This window comes from Leptospiraceae bacterium (assembly GCA_016708435.1).
Classification (GTDB): Bacteria; Spirochaetota; Leptospiria; order Leptospirales; family Leptospiraceae; genus UBA2033.
Genome location: JADJFV010000033.1, coordinates 103,747 through 122,590, shown reverse-complemented (window position 1 = coordinate 122,590; position 18,844 = coordinate 103,747). Strand labels below are relative to the sequence as shown.

Annotated in this window: 20 protein-coding genes; 11 read left to right on the top strand and 9 right to left on the bottom strand. The window is 35.7% G+C overall.

Annotation, left to right across the window (positions count from 1 at the left end; translation table 11 throughout):
- Positions 1-52: 52 nt before the first annotated feature.
- Complete coding sequence (locus IPH52_21360; protein ID MBK7057547.1) at positions 53-1,351, top strand: hypothetical protein; 1,299 nt, start codon at positions 53-55, stop codon at positions 1,349-1,351.
- Here IPH52_21360 and hrpB read toward each other — a convergent pair.
- The 4 genes from hrpB to IPH52_21340 are packed head-to-tail and all read right to left on the bottom strand — an operon-like array spanning position 1,339 to position 7,115.
- The gene (gene hrpB / locus IPH52_21355; protein ID MBK7057546.1) at positions 1,339-3,822 is read right to left on the bottom strand and encodes an ATP-dependent helicase HrpB; all 2,484 of its coding nucleotides are present in this window, start codon (positions 3,820-3,822) and stop codon (positions 1,339-1,341) included. The two genes, IPH52_21360 and hrpB, sit on opposite strands and share 13 nt — an antisense overlap.
- 12 nt (positions 3,823-3,834) lie before the next feature.
- On the bottom strand, positions 3,835-4,908 hold the full coding sequence (locus IPH52_21350) for a hypothetical protein (GenBank protein ID MBK7057545.1): 1,074 nt from the start codon (positions 4,906-4,908) through the stop codon (positions 3,835-3,837).
- 3 nt (positions 4,909-4,911) lie between these two features.
- Complete coding sequence (locus tag IPH52_21345; protein MBK7057544.1) at positions 4,912-5,544, bottom strand: 5-bromo-4-chloroindolyl phosphate hydrolysis family protein; 633 nt, start codon at positions 5,542-5,544, stop codon at positions 4,912-4,914.
- Positions 5,544-7,115 (bottom strand): VWA domain-containing protein, encoded by a 1,572-nt coding sequence (locus IPH52_21340; GenBank protein ID MBK7057543.1) that lies wholly within the window; start codon positions 7,113-7,115, stop codon positions 5,544-5,546. The genes IPH52_21345 and IPH52_21340 overlap by 1 nt, the downstream gene beginning before the upstream one ends.
- Positions 7,116-7,220: 105 nt before the next feature.
- On the opposite strand from IPH52_21340, the gene IPH52_21335 reads away from it, so the two are divergent.
- Both IPH52_21335 and mtnA read left to right on the top strand, forming a co-directional pair.
- Positions 7,221-7,502 (top strand): pyrimidine/purine nucleoside phosphorylase, encoded by a 282-nt coding sequence (locus tag IPH52_21335; protein MBK7057542.1) that lies wholly within the window; start codon positions 7,221-7,223, stop codon positions 7,500-7,502.
- A gap of 12 nt (positions 7,503-7,514) precedes the next feature.
- Positions 7,515-8,606 (top strand): S-methyl-5-thioribose-1-phosphate isomerase, encoded by a 1,092-nt coding sequence (gene mtnA / locus IPH52_21330; GenBank protein MBK7057541.1) that lies wholly within the window; start codon positions 7,515-7,517, stop codon positions 8,604-8,606.
- Between the two features lie 6 nt (positions 8,607-8,612).
- On the opposite strand, the gene IPH52_21325 is transcribed toward mtnA, so the two are convergent.
- Positions 8,613-9,098 carry a GNAT family N-acetyltransferase gene (locus IPH52_21325; GenBank protein ID MBK7057540.1) on the bottom strand — a complete coding sequence of 162 codons (486 nt, stop codon included), beginning with the start codon at positions 9,096-9,098 and terminating at the stop codon, positions 8,613-8,615.
- A 274-nt stretch (positions 9,099-9,372) separates the two neighbouring features.
- Between IPH52_21325 and IPH52_21320 the strand changes: the two genes are divergently transcribed.
- From IPH52_21320 to IPH52_21290, 7 genes are all read left to right on the top strand, one after another.
- Complete coding sequence (locus tag IPH52_21320) at positions 9,373-10,047, top strand: NifU N-terminal domain-containing protein (GenBank protein MBK7057539.1); 675 nt, start codon at positions 9,373-9,375, stop codon at positions 10,045-10,047.
- Positions 10,037-10,831 (top strand): hypothetical protein, encoded by a 795-nt coding sequence (locus tag IPH52_21315; GenBank protein ID MBK7057538.1) that lies wholly within the window; start codon positions 10,037-10,039, stop codon positions 10,829-10,831. Before IPH52_21320 ends, IPH52_21315 begins: the two co-directional genes overlap by 11 nt.
- A 75-nt stretch (positions 10,832-10,906) precedes the next feature.
- Positions 10,907-11,278, top strand: coding sequence for a hypothetical protein (locus IPH52_21310; protein ID MBK7057537.1), 372 nt, complete (start codon positions 10,907-10,909; stop codon positions 11,276-11,278).
- Positions 11,279-11,381: 103 nt separating this feature from the next.
- Positions 11,382-11,795 (top strand): DUF1801 domain-containing protein, encoded by a 414-nt coding sequence (locus IPH52_21305; protein ID MBK7057536.1) that lies wholly within the window; start codon positions 11,382-11,384, stop codon positions 11,793-11,795.
- Positions 11,796-11,813: 18 nt separating this feature from the next.
- Entirely contained in the window at positions 11,814-12,332 is a 519-nt protein-coding gene (locus IPH52_21300) for a sterol desaturase family protein (protein MBK7057535.1), read from the top strand.
- On the top strand, positions 12,329-12,928 hold the full coding sequence (locus IPH52_21295; protein MBK7057534.1) for a TetR family transcriptional regulator: 600 nt from the start codon (positions 12,329-12,331) through the stop codon (positions 12,926-12,928). Before IPH52_21300 ends, IPH52_21295 begins: the two co-directional genes overlap by 4 nt.
- Entirely contained in the window at positions 12,925-13,686 is a 762-nt protein-coding gene (locus tag IPH52_21290; protein ID MBK7057533.1) for an MCE family protein, read from the top strand. Before IPH52_21295 ends, IPH52_21290 begins: the two co-directional genes overlap by 4 nt.
- A gap of 3 nt (positions 13,687-13,689) precedes the next feature.
- Here the strand turns inward: IPH52_21290 and IPH52_21285 are convergent, their stop codons facing one another.
- Complete coding sequence (locus IPH52_21285; GenBank protein ID MBK7057532.1) at positions 13,690-14,562, bottom strand: PQQ-like beta-propeller repeat protein; 873 nt, start codon at positions 14,560-14,562, stop codon at positions 13,690-13,692.
- 203 nt (positions 14,563-14,765) lie between these two features.
- On the opposite strand from IPH52_21285, the gene IPH52_21280 reads away from it, so the two are divergent.
- Positions 14,766-15,746: a metallophosphoesterase gene (locus IPH52_21280; GenBank protein MBK7057531.1), complete on the top strand. Its 981-nt coding sequence runs from the start codon at positions 14,766-14,768 to the stop codon at positions 15,744-15,746.
- Positions 15,747-15,750: 4 nt separating this feature from the next.
- Here IPH52_21280 and IPH52_21275 read toward each other — a convergent pair whose 3' ends face one another.
- The 3 genes from IPH52_21275 to IPH52_21265 are packed head-to-tail and all read right to left on the bottom strand — an operon-like array spanning position 15,751 to position 18,815.
- Entirely contained in the window at positions 15,751-16,692 is a 942-nt protein-coding gene (locus IPH52_21275) for an ADP-ribosylglycohydrolase family protein (GenBank protein ID MBK7057530.1), read from the bottom strand.
- A 60-nt stretch (positions 16,693-16,752) separates the two neighbouring features.
- Positions 16,753-18,090 carry an adenylate/guanylate cyclase domain-containing protein gene (locus IPH52_21270; protein MBK7057529.1) on the bottom strand — a complete coding sequence of 446 codons (1,338 nt, stop codon included), beginning with the start codon at positions 18,088-18,090 and terminating at the stop codon, positions 16,753-16,755.
- Positions 18,087-18,815 (bottom strand): C40 family peptidase, encoded by a 729-nt coding sequence (locus IPH52_21265; GenBank protein MBK7057528.1) that lies wholly within the window; start codon positions 18,813-18,815, stop codon positions 18,087-18,089. The genes IPH52_21270 and IPH52_21265 overlap by 4 nt, the downstream gene beginning before the upstream one ends.
- Positions 18,816-18,844 lie beyond the last annotated feature (29 nt).

Genomic DNA, 18,844 nt, shown 5'->3' with positions numbered 1-18,844 from the left:
TAAATTCTTGAAGAAATTTAGAGCCTATGTTAATAAGGTTAATACGGTTTTTATGGGCAAGTTGTTAGAGGATCTAGAAGGTCAAATTATCTTAAATCAAAGCGATGAGAATACTGTCGCCAATGCATTAAAGGTTTACCTAAATTTTCAGAGGGGAACCACTTACGAAAAGAGAATTCAAGATGAAATTAAGGCTGTTTTTTATGACAAAAAAAACAATAAGTCCTATTTTTTCCCCCCACCAAAGCAAAACAAACTCAAGACCATAGGCTATAACCAGATGATTCATATTCTGGTAAAACGTCTCTGGGATGAAGAAGACTTTTTTAAGATTACCCGCAATCCTTCTCAAATTTCATTCATCAGCACTGACACAATGGATATTAGCACAGCCACTGTCAGCCTAAGCGATGCACAAAAATTCATAGCCAATCAAAATATTTTTCCTTTTCTTTCCGGCGGTGACATTGCTTTCTTTGGAAAACAGCAAGGCGATCAAGTTCGTAAATGCTTGACTTGGATTAAGAATGGAAACAATATGCCTAAGTTTCTAGATCGAATCAAACTGGTTGGAACTTATGTGCAAACTGTTTTTTATGCAGCTCAACATTTACAAACCGTCGCAGAAGAATATGTGGCTAACAACGCTCAGACGCAATCAACGACAGAAGAGAAAAGTCCACTCAGCGATTCAGATGCAAAACTCGAAGCTCTTGCACATGGACCTGGCGCTGATCTATTAAAGACTAAACTTGATTATGCGTATATTGTAGACATTCTATTATTTGAAATTAAATCTTTTTTCAAAGATGCAAGTTCCAATTTTAATGTGCAAGAAGCAATTCGAACCATTACCAATAGACTCAAGAAAGATGTCCCAGAAATAGGTGAGAAGCACGTAACTCTCATTTACCTCATCATGAAAGAAGTTGTAAAAAAGCCAAATCAAACTCTAGATGATTTATCTTTTTTCTTTCAGAACCTAGAAGAGAAGCTTCGTGTTTCACAAAGAGAGATTCGAACCATATACTTTTTAATCCTTTCAGAGAGAGATGAAATTCTAGGAGAAATGCCTCTTGCCGATTTTGTAGACAAATGCATTTCCGAAGATGAAAAGGGAATTTTAAATGATACACATATCAAAATTCTAAAATCCCTTTTCGGAAATCTACCAAAAGAAATTAGGGCTAATGCATTTTATACAGTAAAAGAAAAAATTAAATCTAGAATTGATGACCCAAACAAAAAGAAAATGGTAGATAGCTTAAGCGAGTTGATTCATTTAAGAGTGCGTGAACTGAGAGGTAAATACGCGCTCAGACAATTGAAGGCGCTTCCTCAAGAAGAATAGGCTTTCTTTTTCGTAAACTTTGTAGCCTGTGCTTCTTTAGGATTATCAGGCCAAGGATGTCTTGGATATCTACCGGCTAATTCCTTTTTAACCTCAATATACGTTCTCTCCCAAAAACCTGCTAAGTCTTTTGTAATTTGAATTGGTCTTTGAGACGGAGATAATAGCTGTAAGGTTAATGGTATTTTGCCGCGAGCAACACGCGGAGTTTCCATTAGACCAAATAGTTCTTGAAGCTTTACAGATAGAATGACTTCTTCTTTTTTGTATACAAGCTTTATTTTAGAGCCACTTGGAACTTCCATACGCTCTGGAGCTTCTTTCGTGATAATCTGCAATTGTTCATAGGAATACATGGATTGTAAGATGGAAAGTAAATCTAGATTCTTTAATTCTGAAACTTTTCGAGTAGAGCCAAGAAAGGGCAGAATCCACTTATCTAAGCTCGCAAGTAAAACTTCCTCCTCCAAAGAAGGCAAGTCTTCTCCCTGTGTTCGTAAAAACTCAGATCTCATTTTGAAATTCTCAGAATCTTCTGTCCAGGGTAATACCGATAAGCCATTGTCGGTAAGATAATTCTTCCATACATCAAGAAGCAAATCACTTGTAACCGCTTCTTGAATTTCTTTTACGACTAACACCAATTCACCTAAAATCGTTTCTTCTGCTACAGAGATTCTTCCCGTGCTTTCATCTAGCCTTGCACTTCGTTTATGTTGAATCCGATTCTTGTTAGATTCTAGAATTTGCTCGAGTGTAATTTTAGCAGCGGAGAAGACGATTGACTCTTTGTTATCCCCGTCTAATTCCGCGATCACAAGGAATTCATTTCCTAACAAAGAATCATGCTCGCGAAGAGTTGCCCCTTTGCCAGAGGAAAGTTTATATCGCAGACTTTTCTTTTCTCTTATCTTTGCAATTCTATCCGGATAAGCATAACTCAACAAGATACCAATTCTTGCTAAATCAGTAGACTTGAAAACCTGTTCTTTCGAATGGGAGCTAATTCTGAATATCTCCTCAGCAGAGATTTTAATTTTTCTAGCATTGTAGGAGTTTGGATTTTTTAAGAATTCTTCCATTTGTAAAGCCAAGTCTGCTTGACGATAACTGAAATGACCTGCAGAGAAAATGTTTTTTTCATTCAATAGAGCAGCAAGTATACAGGCTAGGTATAAATCCTCTGTATGGAAGCAGGTAACAATCATATACCCCAACCTAGGATGCAAAGGCAGTTTAATGACTTGTTTTCCTAATTCAGTAATTCTTCCGCTCTTATCTAAAAGCTGCAAGCTTTGCAAAAGAGATTTGGAACGAGCCACTGAACTTTCCTGTGGTGTATCAAGCAGTCGTAAATCTTCTACCTGAGCGCCCCAAGAACTTACTTCAAGTAAGAATTGAGAAAGTTCTGTTTCTAAAATTTCTGGTTTCGTTTTTTCGGCGAAGTGTTTTTCTTCTTCCTTTGACCAAATACGATAGGCGATGCCGGGACCAAGCCGACCTGCACGACCCGTTCTCTGTGTGACAGAATCTTTTGCGATCTCAGTCGTGACAAGCTTTGACATTCCGCTAGAAGGATCAAAGCGCGGTATCCTACAAAAACCGGAGTCAATTACAATGCCTACTCCTTCAATCGTCAAACTGGACTCTGCAATGTTTGTGGATAATATTATTTTTCTTCTTCCAGACTTATCTGGATTCACCGCAATCTCTTGGTCTTTTGGAGAAAGATCTCCATAGAGCGGACAAATAAGAGTATTCACAAGATTAAAGTTTTCTTCTAGCTCTCTTTGGACTCTTCTAATCTCACCTGAGCCTGGCAGGAATACAAGTATATCACCCTTATCCGCTAGAGCAGTTTTAATTGCAGAAAGAATTGCCACATTCAATTTATCTTTGGATGCATTGGTATAACGAACATCAACAGGATAGACTCGCCCTTCACTCTTAACAACAGGTGCACTTAAAAAACTAGAAAGCATTTTCCCGTCTAACGTCGCAGACATGACTAAAATCTTTAAGTCTTCGCGTAATGCTGATTGCACTTCAAGAGCAAGTGCTAGTCCTAGATCGGTTTGTAAATTTCTCTCGTGAAATTCATCAAAGATAACAAGCCCAACGTTTTTTAGCTCGGGATCAGATTGAATTCTTCTTGTAAAAATTCCTTCTGTCACTACTTCTACTCGAGTGCGAGAGCTAACCTTCGATTCAAAACGAATTCTGTAACCTACAACTCCACCAACTTCTTCTTTCAGAGTATTTGACATACGACTTGCAGCATTGCGCGCAGCGAGTCGCCTTGGCTCTAAGAGTAATATCGATTTGCCTCTCAACCATTCTTCTTCGAGTAGCGAAATAGGAACAACAGTAGTCTTGCCTGCTCCCGGTGCCGCTTCTAAAATTACGGTCTGATTTGCTCTAAGAGTATTCTTTACTTCTTCTAATACTTCGTGAATCGGAAGTTTACTCATAGTTTATTTAATTCAGGGTTTAATTATTTTGATTAATTTTTCCATGATGATTGGATTTGGCATGGGAACAACCTGCGTTATGCTCTCAGGAATACCAACGACTTCTAAAATTTTCGGATCATTCTCTTGTCCAATCACTCCAGTTCTAAATCCGTGTTTTTCCCATGCGATCTGTTGTATCTCTTTGTCTTGTAAGGCAGTGATTAAATGAACCGCTCTTGGATTTAAAATAATCAGTGGTTGTGAACTCCAAACAGTAGGAATCGGATATAGGATTCGAATTTTCTCTTTTACTTTCGGCCAGAAGTCAGCATGTTCAATTGAAAATTCTACAATTTGATTTTCGTATCCGGCGATGATTGGTTTTGCACCCATTCCTGTTTTTAAATACTGTTCAAACAAATCAGAAGAAGATGTTTCCATATAACCGAGTCTTGCGAAATAATCTCTTACTTCGGCTCCCACTTCTTGAAGAGAACTTTCGTCTAACGTATCTCCGCTTATTATATTTGCGAGCAACCCAGCAAACATTGTTCCTGAATTTGACTTAGTTGGATCAGTTGAGAGAATAAGAATATTTCCATACAATTCTTTTAAACCAATATCATTCCATTTTTTCTTAGAGGAGATAATTTGTATTAGCTTTTTGAAGTCACTGATATAGAATGAATTTTCTTTTTTTGTTACAATTTCTTCTTTGATAAGTGCATCTGCCACTAAATCCCAGCTATAAAAAACGATGGGAGAATTTAAAATAATCTCAGACTTTACAATCTTCTTTGGATTCTTAATTTTAAATAATTCGAGGGCTACTTGACTCGAAGGCCAGAGAAAATCCATATTATCCACAGGAGAGCTTTGCACCATTTCGATAGAGCCAGCTTTTGAATATTCTATGATAATTTTATATTTTGACTTTAAAATTTTTTTAACTTTTTCGTTCTCAAGAAAATTTGCCTTCTCTCCTCCGATATAACCCTTTAAAACGATTGCATCAGAATCGGACTTATACATTTTAAAAAAGATCCCGGCTCCAATCATTGCGGCTAATACTATTACGCCAATTATTTTATTCAAATCATCCATATCTTACTCCATGCTCTCCATTTTTAAAGTCTTCTCTAACACTTCTATCTCTGTATTAAAATCCATTACATCATTACTCAAAAATCGTGATTGCTGCACTTGAAACGCATGTAAAATCAAATCTAAAATTGATTCCCCTCTTACGAGAGCGGCTTTTAATTCTTTAGAATTGGAATCCTGTGAACTCAAGTCGACATATAGTTGAATGATTTTTACAGTAGATTCCATATAATACAAAAGAAATTGTCTCGCTTGTGTGATATCCGAAGGATCTTTTTCGAAATTAGAATAAATTTTTTCTACAACTAAAATAATTTCATCCGTCTTTTGCTTAATCTTTGCATTCTTGATAGAAGACGCATGAAATTTTAAATCATTGATTTTCTTTAGAAATTCTTGTAAAATTTCTTTCGATCTTTTCCCTTCCCCGGAACCAATATCAAAATTCAAATTGTAATCTTTATTTGCTTTAGCAAAAATCATTAGCCCTGCAATATAAGAAACGATAGACGCAGGCACTGATACAGTGAGCGGAAGATTTAAAAACAAAAAGAAAAACGAGAATAGGCTACCACCCGTTAACCCCGCAAATAAATTTCCTTTTACGGTTACTTTATCTTTAAGAAAATTTTTCATTAATTATAACCTTTGGCTGTTCGAAATGCCTGTATCAAATCAGATCTACCATCAAATACTCGCGCGTGAGTTAGTTTAGAAATTTCTTTTAATTGGCTTTCCGAAGCTTCACCGAACATAATGGAAAACACAGGAATGTCTACTCCTGCGTTCTTATATTTGCGGCTAACGTCTGCAAATTCCTTTCCAGAGTTTGAGACTCCGTCCGTCATCAAAATAATTGCAGGAGAGTATTGGTCTGTATCAATATTTTCCAATTCTGCAAGGGCTTCTATAACAGGAGAATAAATATCAGTTGCCCCACTTGGCGCCAATTCTTGAATCTGCGAGTTTAGAGTTTCAATTTCTTTCCGATTATTGCCGTTAGCTTTCCAAGTATCAATTGTTATATCACTGAAGGGGATAACAACAATTTTGTCCGAGGGAGAAAAGTTAATAAAGTATTGCTCTGCTTTTTTCTTATCTAAAAGTAAATTCATTGCTTCCTTTAATTCTTTTTCACCTTTGCCGGTCATGCTATCAGAAAAATCTAGACAGAATACAGTATAAGAACTTTTTCTAAAATCTTGCTGGTAAATGCTAAGTGCTTTTCGAATAATATCAGCAGAGGGAAGTTTAATAGGAGAAATAATTTTTTGTGTATCAACACCCCAATCTGGATTAAACACAGTTTTATCTGAGTTCTCAATTGTTCCACCAAATCCCACTCGTCGTCCTGATTGTAAAATTTCTTTTTGAATCTTTTCTGATAAAAGATAGTCTTGTAATTTCTTGAAAGATTCTTCTTTCTTTTGATTTCCCGAATTGATATAGCCTAAGGGGGAATCAGAAATAACAATTCCATCAATTGGATAGACTAGATAAAGAGGCTCCTCTCCTCGTGAGACAAGTATTTTATTAGTTTCTAATATTAGAGATTCGTAATTTACCATTGCATCATATTTTCCATTTAAGAAAAGTTCTTTGAGCCAGCCGGAACTACCAGATGAGCGGTTAATACCTCTTAGCAGTTCTTTCATATCTTTTCTTAAAGTAGGATTTGCGAGATCCTTTTCAGTAATCGTTTCTGGATTGCCAAGGAGAGCGTATAGAAATCCGAGATACGCTGAGGTACCAGAGTTTGATTGAGTAGCAGAAGTCATTATAAATTTTAATTTCTTAGAACGAATCGCACTTAATATATCTTTGACAGTTACTTCTTTATTTACAAAACCAAGTTCAAGTGCCAAACTTTTTCGGATTCCAAATACGATAGGCGATGTCATGATAGACTTTAGGTGTTTTACTTTTTTATTTGTATCACCGAGTCCTACCCAAAGAGTGCTGGCAGGCCAGACTGCATCAAACTCATTATTTTCTTTAGCAAGATCTATCATGATATCGACAGAGCCTTTGTATTTCATATTAATTGTTAAATTGTTTTCATCAGCGAATCGCTTGATGATTGGTTCCATCGATTCGTTTTCTGATCCGGAAATGATTGTCAGATTTCTACTTTGGTCTTTACAAAACGTTAGGGAAAAAATAAACAAATAAAATAAGAAAATTACAGTGGAGATTTTTTTTGCCATATTGTCTATATAAAAAGACTAGGAGTAATTAAGGCAAGAGTTTTTCCTTGTAATAAAATCATTTTATAAAAAGAGTAGTTTTATTGTTAATTAAGAAGGAAGATTATGTTTAAAGTAAATGAGTATTTTGAAGGAAAAGTAAAATCAATCGGATTTAAAACAAATGAGGCGCCTGCCACTGTGGGGGTAATGGCACCCGGACACTATGAATTTGGAACTTCACAAAAAGAAATTATGACTGTCATCTCAGGGTTACTCACTGTTAAACTCCCGGGTGAATCAGAATGGAAAGATTTTGGAAAGAATGAATCTTTTACAGTAGCGGCTAACGAAAAATTCCAATTGAGAGTGAAGGAAGATACAGCTTACCTTTGCCTTTATTTTTAGTCAAAAGCAATGATGGCGCAAAGAGAAATTCTCAAATCAATACTTTGGAAAGGAAATAGACTTTCTCTTCTTGACCAAAGAAAGATTCCTGCGAGTAAAGAATTCATCGACTGTAAGTCTTTAGAAGACGTAATATTCTGCATAAAGTCGATGGTAGTTCGCGGTGCGCCTGCAATTGCCTTGACCGGCATATTCGGATTAGTCTTAGAATTAAAAAATGCAAAAGAGAAATTAGTATACAATAATTTTTTGCGCAAGACAAAGACTCTATTAGAGTCGAGACCAACGGCTGTTAACCTCCGACTTGCTATTGAAGACTATTTAAAATTAATAACCGAGACCGTATATTTAACCAAGACTCTGAAAGAGCTAATCCAATTATCTGAAAAATATGCATTATCTCTTTTAGAACAAGATTTAAAATGGAATCTACAAATTGGGAAAAACAGTTTAAGTCTTTTTCCTAAAAGACCAAAAGAACTTTCCATTCTGACTCATTGCAATACCGGCGCACTTGCTACAGCAGGGCATGGAACGGCAATCGGCATTATCCGCTCTCTTCGAGATGCAGGTTACAAACTCACGGTCTATGCAGATGAAACAAGACCTTACCAACAAGGCTCAAGGCTTACAGCCTGGGAAATGCAAGAAGAAAATATTCCCTGCTATATTATCGCAGAAGGAATGAGTGCCTGGTTATTTCAAAATCGAAAGATAGATGCGGTGATTGTTGGTGCAGATAGAATTGCGCCTAACGGTGATACTGCGAATAAGATTGGAACCTATGCACTATCTATTGTCGCAAAGGAAAATAAAATTCCTTTTTATGTGGCAGCAACTAAGACTAGCTTTGATTTTTCCATTAAAGATGGATCGCAAATTCCAATCGAGATGAGAGAAGAAGAAGAGCTAACGCAAAATTCTTTCTTAAAAGATTTAAATGGAAATCCTTACCTTCCAAAAGGTATTCTCTCCCCTGTTAAAGCAAGAGCACTCAATCCATCTTTTGATGTAACGCCTGCAAAGTATATTTCCGGTATCGTCACCGAATTAGGAATTATTCAGCCTGTGAATTCGCGTGAGATAAAACGAGTCGTAGTCTAGTTACTATTAGCCTTTCACAATCTTACGAAATCGGATATAAAAGTCCGAATAACCACGATTAGCCCAGAATCGAACAGCATCGCGATTCTCTGTTATAGCCCGTAATTCGATAACAGGAATCTTTTTTTTCTTTGCCCAGCTTTCGGTATAATCCAGAAGAGAATGCATATAGCCTTTCTTCATACGACCTCTCTTGGTAACAGCCAGATCAATGTATAAAATTTTTTCCTCTTCTAAATGAGGTCTTTCTTCTGTTCGAGCTATGAGTAAGGAAACTAATTCATCGTCCTCGAAAGCACCGACAAATACGACTTTGCCCGTGCCTTGGAGCTTTAAATAAATATCGACCATCTTAACTGCAGCTCTTGGCTTAATCTTAAAAACTCCATCGAGTTTCATTGCATTCACTTGCCGAAAGAATTGATTTACTAATTCTATCGCCTGTGCTCGATGCTTGGTATCGATGTTTATGATTTGAATTTCTTTTTGCATTTACTTTGGCTAATGAGGTGTATGCACACATATATAAAAAAGAGAAAATCGAATAGTAAACGCAAAAAATAAATGAGAGACGTTGCCCTCACTTACGTGTGTGTTTAATCCACACATTTTACTGGAGCAAAGGGCAGCTCCGCGGTTTAGAATATACTATACTCATAAGAGTTTTATCGGACATAATTCTAAAACCTTAAGCAAAAAATAAAATGCATAGAGAAATTTGGAAAATAATTTTGTAAAACAAATAGATATAAATATTCTAGTAATTATGAGTTTAATTTCAAAGCTATTCTCTCTCCTAGAACCGCGTAAATCAATTAGTGTAAATCTGTCTCCTTTACAATTTTCCGACAATGCAATTCAAAAAATAAAAAATCATTTAGAAAATAGACCGGCTAATGTCAAATCAGCATTCAAAGTAGTGGTAGTCTATCAAAAGGAAAAAATTCTTTGTCAGGTTGGCTTCGACGATTACAAATCTATTCGCAAGACTTTAAACGATTATCCTATACCACTCATCATAAGCGAGCAAGATGAATTATTTTTACGGGGCTCATATATAGACTTTCACTCAGAAGAAGAGGCTTACTTTCATTATCCAAACGTTCACCTGGAAGTATCAACTAGATCGAATGACTCTATCTTTGTATTTCAACTAGATAGGTATGTCGTATTTCCTGATTCGCCAGTCAAGACTTACGCGTTGACTAAAGAGCAATTTGATAGCTCACTTCCTAACTTGATTCAATTACTATTTAAAACAGAAAAAGTCGAATCTATTTATCTAGATAATAATTTTATCTCAGTCGAAAGAATAAAAGAGGTAGATAAATATAAATTCGAAGAAGAGATTGCTGACATTATTCTTTCCTATTATGAGAAGTGCGGCTATCCGCTCTATATCACAGATTCAAGTATTGAGGCAAAGCCAATTGATAAATAGACATTTCATTTTCATACTTCTAATATTTTTTACGGGAAAAATGCTGTTTGCCACAGAGTATGATTGGGGGAGCGATCACAAAGTTCATGTCCGACCGGTTTCTAGTTTTGTCTCCGAAATAAAAATCATCGAAGTAAAAACAAATAAAGTATTACACGAATCCTTAATTGGAATGCATTTCATCATTAAAACAAAACAGAAAAAGATCAATGGAAAAAAAATTTTCTTCATTCAAGCAACTACCGGCGGAGAAGGAATGGTTAGTTCCAATTTATACTATTTTTATTTGGAAAACAAGGAACTCAAGCAAGGAGCCGTTGAGGACATAATAGAGTTTAGCCTCAGAGATTTAGACCGAGATAAGAATAAAGAATTGATTTTAACAGATTTCAAATACTATAAATTTAAAATCAATAATTGTTACAATACCTTAGAGCCAGACCCACATTATACCGGAAAGCTTTTACCAGTCCTGTATAAATTTCAAAAGGATAAATTTGTGGAAGTAAAGAATGATCAGAAGCTATTAACCAATTATCTTACAAAACTGGAGAAGAAATTACTCAAGAAGAAAAAGTTTAGGAATGTGTATGGATATAGTCACTATTATGCAATAGCCCGAAAAGTTGGGCTATCAGCCAAAGCTCTTAATTTTATTAAAACAAATAATTCTGATTTTACTTACGATTGCGAAAATACAAAAGAACAAAATCCAAAGGGGAAATCTTTCCGGCAAAATACAAACTACTTTGATTTCTTCAAACGATATGGGGAAAGTCTGTAAAACAAGAAGAGCCTTTTTCAACTTTACAAAATTAATTGGTTTTTAAAATGATTTACATTGAAGATAGGAGTTTTAATGAAAACAGTTACAGCCATTCTACTAGCATTCTTATGGATCAGCATTTCTGAATTTGCTCGCAATGAATTTATTTTAAAAACCCATTGGACGAAACACTACGAGAGTCTTGGACTCATATTCCCTTCTAGTCCAATCAATGGAGCTATTTGGGGTATATGGTCGTTAGCCTTTTCCATTACAATTTATACGATCTCTAAAAAGTTTTCTTTGCTAGAAACAGTCTTTATTGCTTGGTTCGCAGGCTTTGTATTAATGTGGTTAGTCATTGGAAATATGGGAGTTTTGCCTATATCAATTCTTTACTTTGCAATTCCACTCAGTATTTTAGAAGTGTATCTTGCGACTTTCATTATAATGAAGTTATCATAAATACATATTGAATTGGATAATAAATCAGCTTGCCAAAATTTTCCATTTCGGTGATCTTTCTTTAGTAGCCTTTGTATTATAAATATTTTTTCTAGGAGAGAAAATGAGCAGCAAAACACAAATAAAATTTAAGACTGTAGAAGAATACATAGCAACCTTTCCAACAGAAATTCAGGAATTACTTAAGAGTATGCGCTCTATTATTAAATCTGCGGCTCCAAAGGCGGAAGAACTTATCAGCTATAATATGCCCGCATTTCAATTAGATAAAATGCTAGTATACTATGCGGCTTGGAATTCCCATATTGGATTTTATCCGACAGCATCTGGAATAGAAGAATTCAAAGAAGACCTATCTAAATATGAAAACTCTAAAGGTGCCATAAAATTTCCAATCGACAAACCGCTACCAGTCAGTCTCATCACAAAGATTGTAAAATTTAGAGTAAAAGAAAATTTAGAAAAGACAAAAAGTAAAATCTTAGCTAAAAATGTTAGAGAAATTGTAAGAAAATAAAAAGAGAGAGGTTAATCTATGTTAGGCTTTATAACTGGCTTATTTTATGCGAATGCATTTGAGTGGGTTGCACATAAATACTTACTCCACGAAGAAGGAAAGAAGAAGGATAGCTTTTGGAGATTTCATTGGGGAGAGCATCATAAACTAACGAGACAAAATAATTTTAGAGACCCGTCGTATGAGCGCAGCCTACTCGAATGGAATCCACAGAGTAAAGAACTAGCCGGACTTGTTCTTGGAGGTATTGCTCATTTGCCTCTAGCTCTTATCTCTCCGAGTTTTGTAGCTGGAATTTTCTTTTCAGGGGGTTATTACTATTATGTGCATAAGAAATCTCACCTAGACCCTGACTGGGGAAGAGAAAATCTACCCTGGCATTACGACCACCATATGGGACCTGACCAGGATATGAATTTTTGTGTTACGTTTCCTCTATTTGATCATGTAATGGGAACTCGTGTTAAATATCTTGGAACGGAACGAGAATTAGAAGATCGAAGTCGCAGACAAGCAAAATTAGCCGCAGTGCAATGATTAGAAAGAATAAAAACAAAACCAAAGAAAAAATCTTAAAAGTAGCCATGGAGCTAATTTATGAGAAAGGTTTTGTGAATACATCTGTTCAAGATATTCTAGATAAATGTAAACTCACCAAGCCCGCCTTTTATTATTATTTTCCATCCAAAGATGAACTAGGGATAGAATATCTTACAAAGCAAGAAGAGGTTAATCGGGATTTTCTGCTGACACTTATGAATTCAAGTAAGACACCAGAAGACTTCGCAGCAAAATGGGTAAGTGTAATAAAGAAATGGAGCAAGGTAAAGAAATACAATGGATGCCCATTCGTAAATTTTCTAAATCAACTTGATATAAGCAATACAAAGTTCAATTCTAAATTCAAAGAGATTGAGCTTAGTTGGACTTCTGTTTATAAAAAATACCTACAAGAACAATCAAGTAAAGGGTTAATCGACAAAGCAACCGACTTAGACAAAGTTGCCCGCAAAATGGCTTTGATTTATGAAGGTTCAATTAACTTATGGAAGATGAGTCGAGATTTAAAATACATAGATTTTATGGGCGAAGAACTCAAAGAGTTAATGGTTTCGCTAAAGGTAAAAAAATGAAATATACGATAGTTGGTTTATTTTTTTTCGGGCTACTCGGTCTTAGCTTCAACTATACTATCGTTGAAAAAACTAATACGGATGCAATGTATCCCTATCGAATGAAATTATACTACACACGTATCGATGGTCTTAGAGAAGGAACAGAAGTCTCTGTCAAGGGAGTTGACTTCGGACTCGTTCAAGAAATTAAAAAAGTTCCGGTAGAAGATGTTCCCGATCAAAGATTTCTTGAATCAGGAAAATCACATGCCATTGAGCTAACACTCATTATGCGGGAACCGATTACTCTCTGGGAAAACTACGATGTAAAATTTAAAAATAAAACTAGTTTTTCAGGAAGAAGTATAGACATTGAACCGGGAAGTTTTCAAGATGATAAGAGCACATTCTTTAAGCCGATTTATCCCAAAGATGGAAATGTCCCCTATCACTCTCCTTCTGGAAAATACTATGATGATTTTTTCATTGCCTCTCACAATACATTAGAAGAAAATCGACCCGATATACGGAGAACAATCATTAACCTCCGAGAGCTATCTGTAAAACTGAAGTCGGATAAGGGAACTTTGCCGCTACTTACAAATACCGAAATCGTTTACAATGGACTTTTAGATACGACTGCCGATGCTCGCATCATATTAAAAGAATTTCGCCGTTATGAAGAAGGAATTAGGGAAACAGATACAGTATTTATTCCCTTTTCCCTTGTCCTCTATCGTCAACTTATAGGCTCCATTTACGGAAATCAGTATTAGCGGCTAATTGGTTTCTTCCCCGTCGAAATTGTAAATCTTTTGCCTACCTGCTGGTTTTTGGAATCTAGTTCCTAATTTCTTTCCAGACCATGGATTATAATAAGTGATTGAATCAATAAAATCATAAAGCAAAAGATTATCACCTGCCAATACTACGCTTGCTTTTTTGAGTTTAGGAATTCCCACTTTCCAGTTTTGCTTTCCAGATTTTAAGTCGATTGCCATTAGATCATTTGTAGTCGCAATATACATTGTATTCTTTTCAACAGATGGATGAGGTAATATTGTTCCAGTAAGATGTATCTTCCAGAGCAAAGAGCCATTATCCGCACTTAGACAATAAAAGTTTCCGTCCGCATCTCCAAAAAAAACTTTGTCGTTAAATACAACGGGATTAGTATTGATTTTATAACTCGCTAAATGCAACCATTTCCTTGCACCATGTCTTTGTGTAATCGAATAAATATTTCCATCTGTGCTACTAAATACAATTTGTTCTTTGTTAGCCGCTGCCGAAGTTATTACCTCTCCTGCGGTGTTGTATTTCCATACAATACTTCCAGTGTTTTTATTGAGTGCGTATAACGCTCCATCTTTAGAGCCAAAAATCACTTTGTCATCTAAAATTAAAGGGCGAGCATAGATTCCAGCTCCAAGAGTTCTCTTCCATTTTATTTTCTTTGCCGCAGAAACTTCTTCACAATAGAATTCACCAAGACTATTGCCGTAATATTTATATCCGTCTTCAATTTCAAATAGATCTTCCTCTGTATGATTCAGTAGAAGATTACAACTCTTAGCCGCTGCACAATTAAAGTTATAGGCGAACTCGGATGGAAGCTGATTCGAATCAGAAAATAATTTAAAACTTCCCAATAATAAAATAATTATAAAATGTTTTCTCAAGCAAAAACCTCTCGACATAAAATATATTCACTCTAGATATAATTGAATTAGAATGAAGTATCCTCTTTCTCTTATCGTCCATTTTTGAATTTCCCTAGATTTAGAATTCTCTACACATTCAAATTTTCCTTGAAAGAAAGGCTCACTCAGAATTTAATTCAACAAAAGCCAAAATGAATTCGAAAACACCTACCATTCTCCTGTTTCTTTTGATATTAGCCACTTTTTCCGCCTGTGAGTTCATGATTCACAGAATGCCTAACCCAAGACCGACGACTAAGAATTATTCCACTGAAAATCAAAAAGAAGAAAAATCGAGAGGTGAATTGCGATTTATCGTTATTGGAGATTGGGGCGAAAAGGGAAATTTTTTTCAAAAGCAAGTTGCCTCTGCTATGAATAAAATCAGGACCCAGCAGAAAATAGACTTTATCCTCACGACGGGAGATAATTTTTATCAAACCGGAGTCAATGATATAAACGATCTACATTTCCAAGAATCGTTTGAGAAAATTTATCCCGCTTCAAACAAAATTCCCTGGTATATCGCACTGGGTAATCACGATTATATGGGCAATATTCAAAGCCTAATTGATTATAGTGAGAAAAATTCTTTTTGGATTATTCCTAGCCCTTATTACTCCTTCGAGAAAAACTTAACTCAATCAAAGAAAGTGTTATTTGTAATTACAGATACGAATGAGTTCATTCATTTCTTGGGATTTCGTTATAGGTCTTATATGAGAAAAGAAAAGGGAGTCACACAATTGAATTGGATGAACATAGTTTTGAGAGAAAATTCCTCGCAGTGGAAAATCGTTGTTGGCCACCATCCAGTGTATTCAGCCGGAGACCACGGAGATACTGTTTCCCTTCAAAGCGAGTTCCTGGATAATTTAGAGAATAACGGGGTAGATTTGTATTTTTCAGGTCACGATCATGATTTGCAATTTCTAAAAAATCCGAAGAAGAGAACTCACTTTTTTATCTCCGGAGCTGGTTCAAAGGTGCGCGAAATGAAGAGTAACCCCTTCTCTATCTTTGCAAAAGCAGAGGCGGGGTTTATTGTAGTTACCCTTAAAGAAAGAGATGCATTGGTTCAATTTATCGACAAAGATGCAAAAGAAATTTTTAGAACCAATATTCAGAAATGAAAAACTAAAAACTCTTAGCAAACACCTCACAAACTGCATCTATATCATTCCCTTTTACAATCGTGCTCACCCAATTCGCAGGAATAGAACTAAATCCATAATGAATGCCGGCTACTCCACCTGCTATGGCGGCTATCGTATCTGTATCGTCTCCGAGATTAACTGCTTGAATTACAGTCTGCTTGTAATCAGAAAAATTCAATAAACACCAGAAAGATGCTTCAAGAGAATCAATCACAAACCCACTCGATTTTATCTGCGGCTCAGAGAAATTCTTTAAGTCTTTTTCGAAAATATTCTGAAAATAAACTTTCTCTGCTGGATTCAAATACCCGAGGTATTTGCTCTTATCCGCTACAATGATTTGAAAAGATTTCTCGATGGAAATTCCTTGCAATAGCAGCAATGCAAAGTCAATATAAATATAACAAGAAATCACTGAGAGCGGATGAGCGTGAGTAATCGCAGATACTTCTTTTATCATCTTATATTTTGTCGGCTCGTCTGTTTGTTTGAAATGAAAGTAATAAGCCAAAGGCAAAGTTCGCATGAGAGATCCGTTGCCATTAGCCTCAATATTTGCATCTCCAGAGTTTAATGGAGAAGTGCCATTTACTAGTCGCCTGATTGAGCTATTCGTTGAGCCACCAATATCATAGGCGGTCCCATAAGGAGTAAGGTAGCCTTTCTGAAACCACTTTATAAAATTATTAGCTATATCGTCTAAATTGTATCCTCTACTTAAACTTTCTGCAATGCAAAGTGTCATCGAAGTATCATCCGACCAACTACCCGGAGGTAAATTAAATGTTCCATAACCAATCATATCGCTCACCGGTGCTCGCTTAAAATAATTTCTTAGTTTAAATTGCACAGGTAGCCCAAGTGCATCACCAACGCATACTCCCCATATACCGCCTTTGATTAAATCTAATTTTGATTTCATTTTATTCTCAGTTCCTTTATTCAATATTTAATTATCGCCTCTGTGCTTGCCATTATTTTATCAGGAAATAACTTTGTAAACCTGTAAGGGTTTTTCTTTTCCTTTTACTTCAACTAATGGAAGAGTTTCTGCTTGAATCGAATTCTTAACTTTTTGATAGACCTCATCGGAAATCAAAAACTCTGCTTGAAACTGCTTACAAAGACTTTCTATACGAGAAGCAGTATTGACTGCATCTCCGATAACGGTATATTCCATTCTACCGGCAAATCCAACACTACCAGTAAAAACTTCTCCACAATGAAGACCAATTCCAATTCGTATTTCTTCTTTGCCTTGTTTCTTTCGAATCATATTCCATTCGCTTAGTGAGGATAACATTTGTAATCCTGTATTGACCGCATTCACCGTGTCGTTAGGCGTAACATTCGGTGTTCCGAACGTTGCCATGATTGCATCTCCAATGTATTTGTCTAATGTTCCTCCATTTGCAAATACTACATTCGTCATCCTTGCTCTAAATTCATTTAAGAATTCAGCCAATTCATCCGGATTCATTCCCTCTGACATTTTTGTAAAATTGCGAATATCCTGAAAGAGTATCGTGACCTCTTGCCTTTTTCCTTGATTTAACACCTCAGGATTTTTTGTAATCTCTTCGACAATTTCAGGAGAAAAATATTTACTAAGAGATTTTTTTTCTGCTTCGATAGTTCCAATTCTTTTCACCATAAAAATGGTTCTATAAATAGAAAAGCCAATCGCTAGCGCCAAACTGCTGTAAGCTATTGGTCTAGAAAGAAATAAATCACTGGTATATATTTGATCTCCTAAAATATACAATTTCCAATCAACTGATAAGGGAACACCTAAATACATTCCATATATAACAGAAGAAATATGAATACTAAGAAACGCAACTATGGAAACTATCGTTAAAGACAAACGAATTTGTATTAAGGACAAGATGAAAGGAAACAAAAAATATATAAAGGATGGATTTTTCAGAAAATAATTAAAATTATCCGCACTCTCCAACTTATACCAGGAAAACATCATTCCTGTCAAAACAGCAAAATCAGAAAGAACAGTCACAAAGCCAAAAAAGCGAATTTTATTTTTATTACCACAAGTCAAAATGCGGGTATGAAAAATAGTAATCGCAAAATAAATAAAAAATCCTGTCACATAAATGATAATTCCTTTATTTCGTGCTTCCAAATCTTTTATTTCAAATTGATTAATTGCTGCCCCTGCAACAATTAAAAATAAAAACAAATATCTAAATCGATTTGCAATGATTGCACCATTTAACTCTTCTTCTTCTAATACCTTCAAAACAGAAGAAGACATTAATTTTCGATTGAGATTGGCTTTTACTTTTTCTAGTAGTTTCATCTTAGTTCCACATCTGGATCTGGCTTTTGAGGATCATGACTGTTTTCCTTTGGAGTTACTATGTCTGGATTTTTATCTTCTTTGGGTTTAATCTCTATTACCTGCTTTTCAGCGTCAAATCGTGCGAAGCCAATGAAGGCACTATCACGCAAGCATTTGCTCTTTTTATCTCCTTCAACTTCTCTAACACAACCAATCTTTTGATTTGGGTCAAATACATAAATATCAGGTCCTCCTCCTTTCGTGATTAGACCATCGCCCCAGGTATTAGAGCCTGCAACGCGCATAACGCCTGTTACATCCGTTCCCATATAGATCATAACATGACTTACTGGTGGTGTTCTATCGGGTGGCACATTGTATGAATCCTGCCAGTAGATTAAATCACCAAACTTTAATTGCTTTTTTAATTCTTCCGTATTCACCTTATTATCCGCACCTTTCGGAGGCTGAAACAACCAGCCCTTCTCTTTGAAAAAATTGTATTGCGAATAAGAATCGCGTGGCATTGTTTTGCTCAATGCTTTGCTGTATAGATATTGAACAGTCCCGGAGCAGTCTAGCTTCACCGGCTTATTGCTATCAGGCGGAGTCCATGCTTTGGAATATTTTATATCGAATGCCGCAAGCCATTCTGCTGTCTTTGTGAGATTGTCTTTTTCCGCTTTCGAAAGCTCTGCATAAAGAGAAAAAGTAAAAAGGAATACGATGACAAATTGTTTCATAGCAGTCATCGTATTCAATTTATTGTGAT

Excerpts from the sequence above, each read along its gene's own strand:
- IPH52_21320 (MBK7057539.1), top strand. The coding sequence starts at position 9,373 with ATGAGTTTAATTTCAAAGCTATTCTCTCTCCTAGAACCGCGTAAATCA.
- hrpB (MBK7057546.1), bottom strand. The coding sequence starts at position 3,822 with ATGAGTAAACTTCCGATTCACGAAGTATTAGAAGAAGTAAAGAATACT.
- mtnA (MBK7057541.1), top strand. The coding sequence starts at position 7,515 with ATGGCGCAAAGAGAAATTCTCAAATCAATACTTTGGAAAGGAAATAGA.
- IPH52_21280 (MBK7057531.1), top strand. The coding sequence starts at position 14,766 with ATGAATTCGAAAACACCTACCATTCTCCTGTTTCTTTTGATATTAGCC.
- IPH52_21325 (MBK7057540.1), bottom strand. The coding sequence starts at position 9,098 with ATGCAAAAAGAAATTCAAATCATAAACATCGATACCAAGCATCGAGCA.
- IPH52_21340 (MBK7057543.1), bottom strand. The coding sequence starts at position 7,115 with ATGGCAAAAAAAATCTCCACTGTAATTTTCTTATTTTATTTGTTTATT.
- IPH52_21310 (MBK7057537.1), top strand. The coding sequence starts at position 10,907 with ATGAAAACAGTTACAGCCATTCTACTAGCATTCTTATGGATCAGCATT.
- IPH52_21295 (MBK7057534.1), top strand. The coding sequence starts at position 12,329 with ATGATTAGAAAGAATAAAAACAAAACCAAAGAAAAAATCTTAAAAGTA.
- IPH52_21270 (MBK7057529.1), bottom strand. The coding sequence starts at position 18,090 with ATGAAACTACTAGAAAAAGTAAAAGCCAATCTCAATCGAAAATTAATG.
- IPH52_21335 (MBK7057542.1), top strand. The coding sequence starts at position 7,221 with ATGTTTAAAGTAAATGAGTATTTTGAAGGAAAAGTAAAATCAATCGGA.
- IPH52_21290 (MBK7057533.1), top strand. The coding sequence starts at position 12,925 with ATGAAATATACGATAGTTGGTTTATTTTTTTTCGGGCTACTCGGTCTT.
- IPH52_21345 (MBK7057544.1), bottom strand. The coding sequence starts at position 5,544 with ATGAAAAATTTTCTTAAAGATAAAGTAACCGTAAAAGGAAATTTATTT.
- IPH52_21275 (MBK7057530.1), bottom strand. The coding sequence starts at position 16,692 with ATGAAATCAAAATTAGATTTAATCAAAGGCGGTATATGGGGAGTATGC.
- IPH52_21305 (MBK7057536.1), top strand. The coding sequence starts at position 11,382 with ATGAGCAGCAAAACACAAATAAAATTTAAGACTGTAGAAGAATACATA.
- IPH52_21300 (MBK7057535.1), top strand. The coding sequence starts at position 11,814 with ATGTTAGGCTTTATAACTGGCTTATTTTATGCGAATGCATTTGAGTGG.
- IPH52_21350 (MBK7057545.1), bottom strand. The coding sequence starts at position 4,908 with ATGGATGATTTGAATAAAATAATTGGCGTAATAGTATTAGCCGCAATG.
- IPH52_21360 (MBK7057547.1), top strand. The coding sequence starts at position 53 with ATGGGCAAGTTGTTAGAGGATCTAGAAGGTCAAATTATCTTAAATCAA.
- IPH52_21265 (MBK7057528.1), bottom strand. The coding sequence starts at position 18,815 with ATGAAACAATTTGTCATCGTATTCCTTTTTACTTTTTCTCTTTATGCA.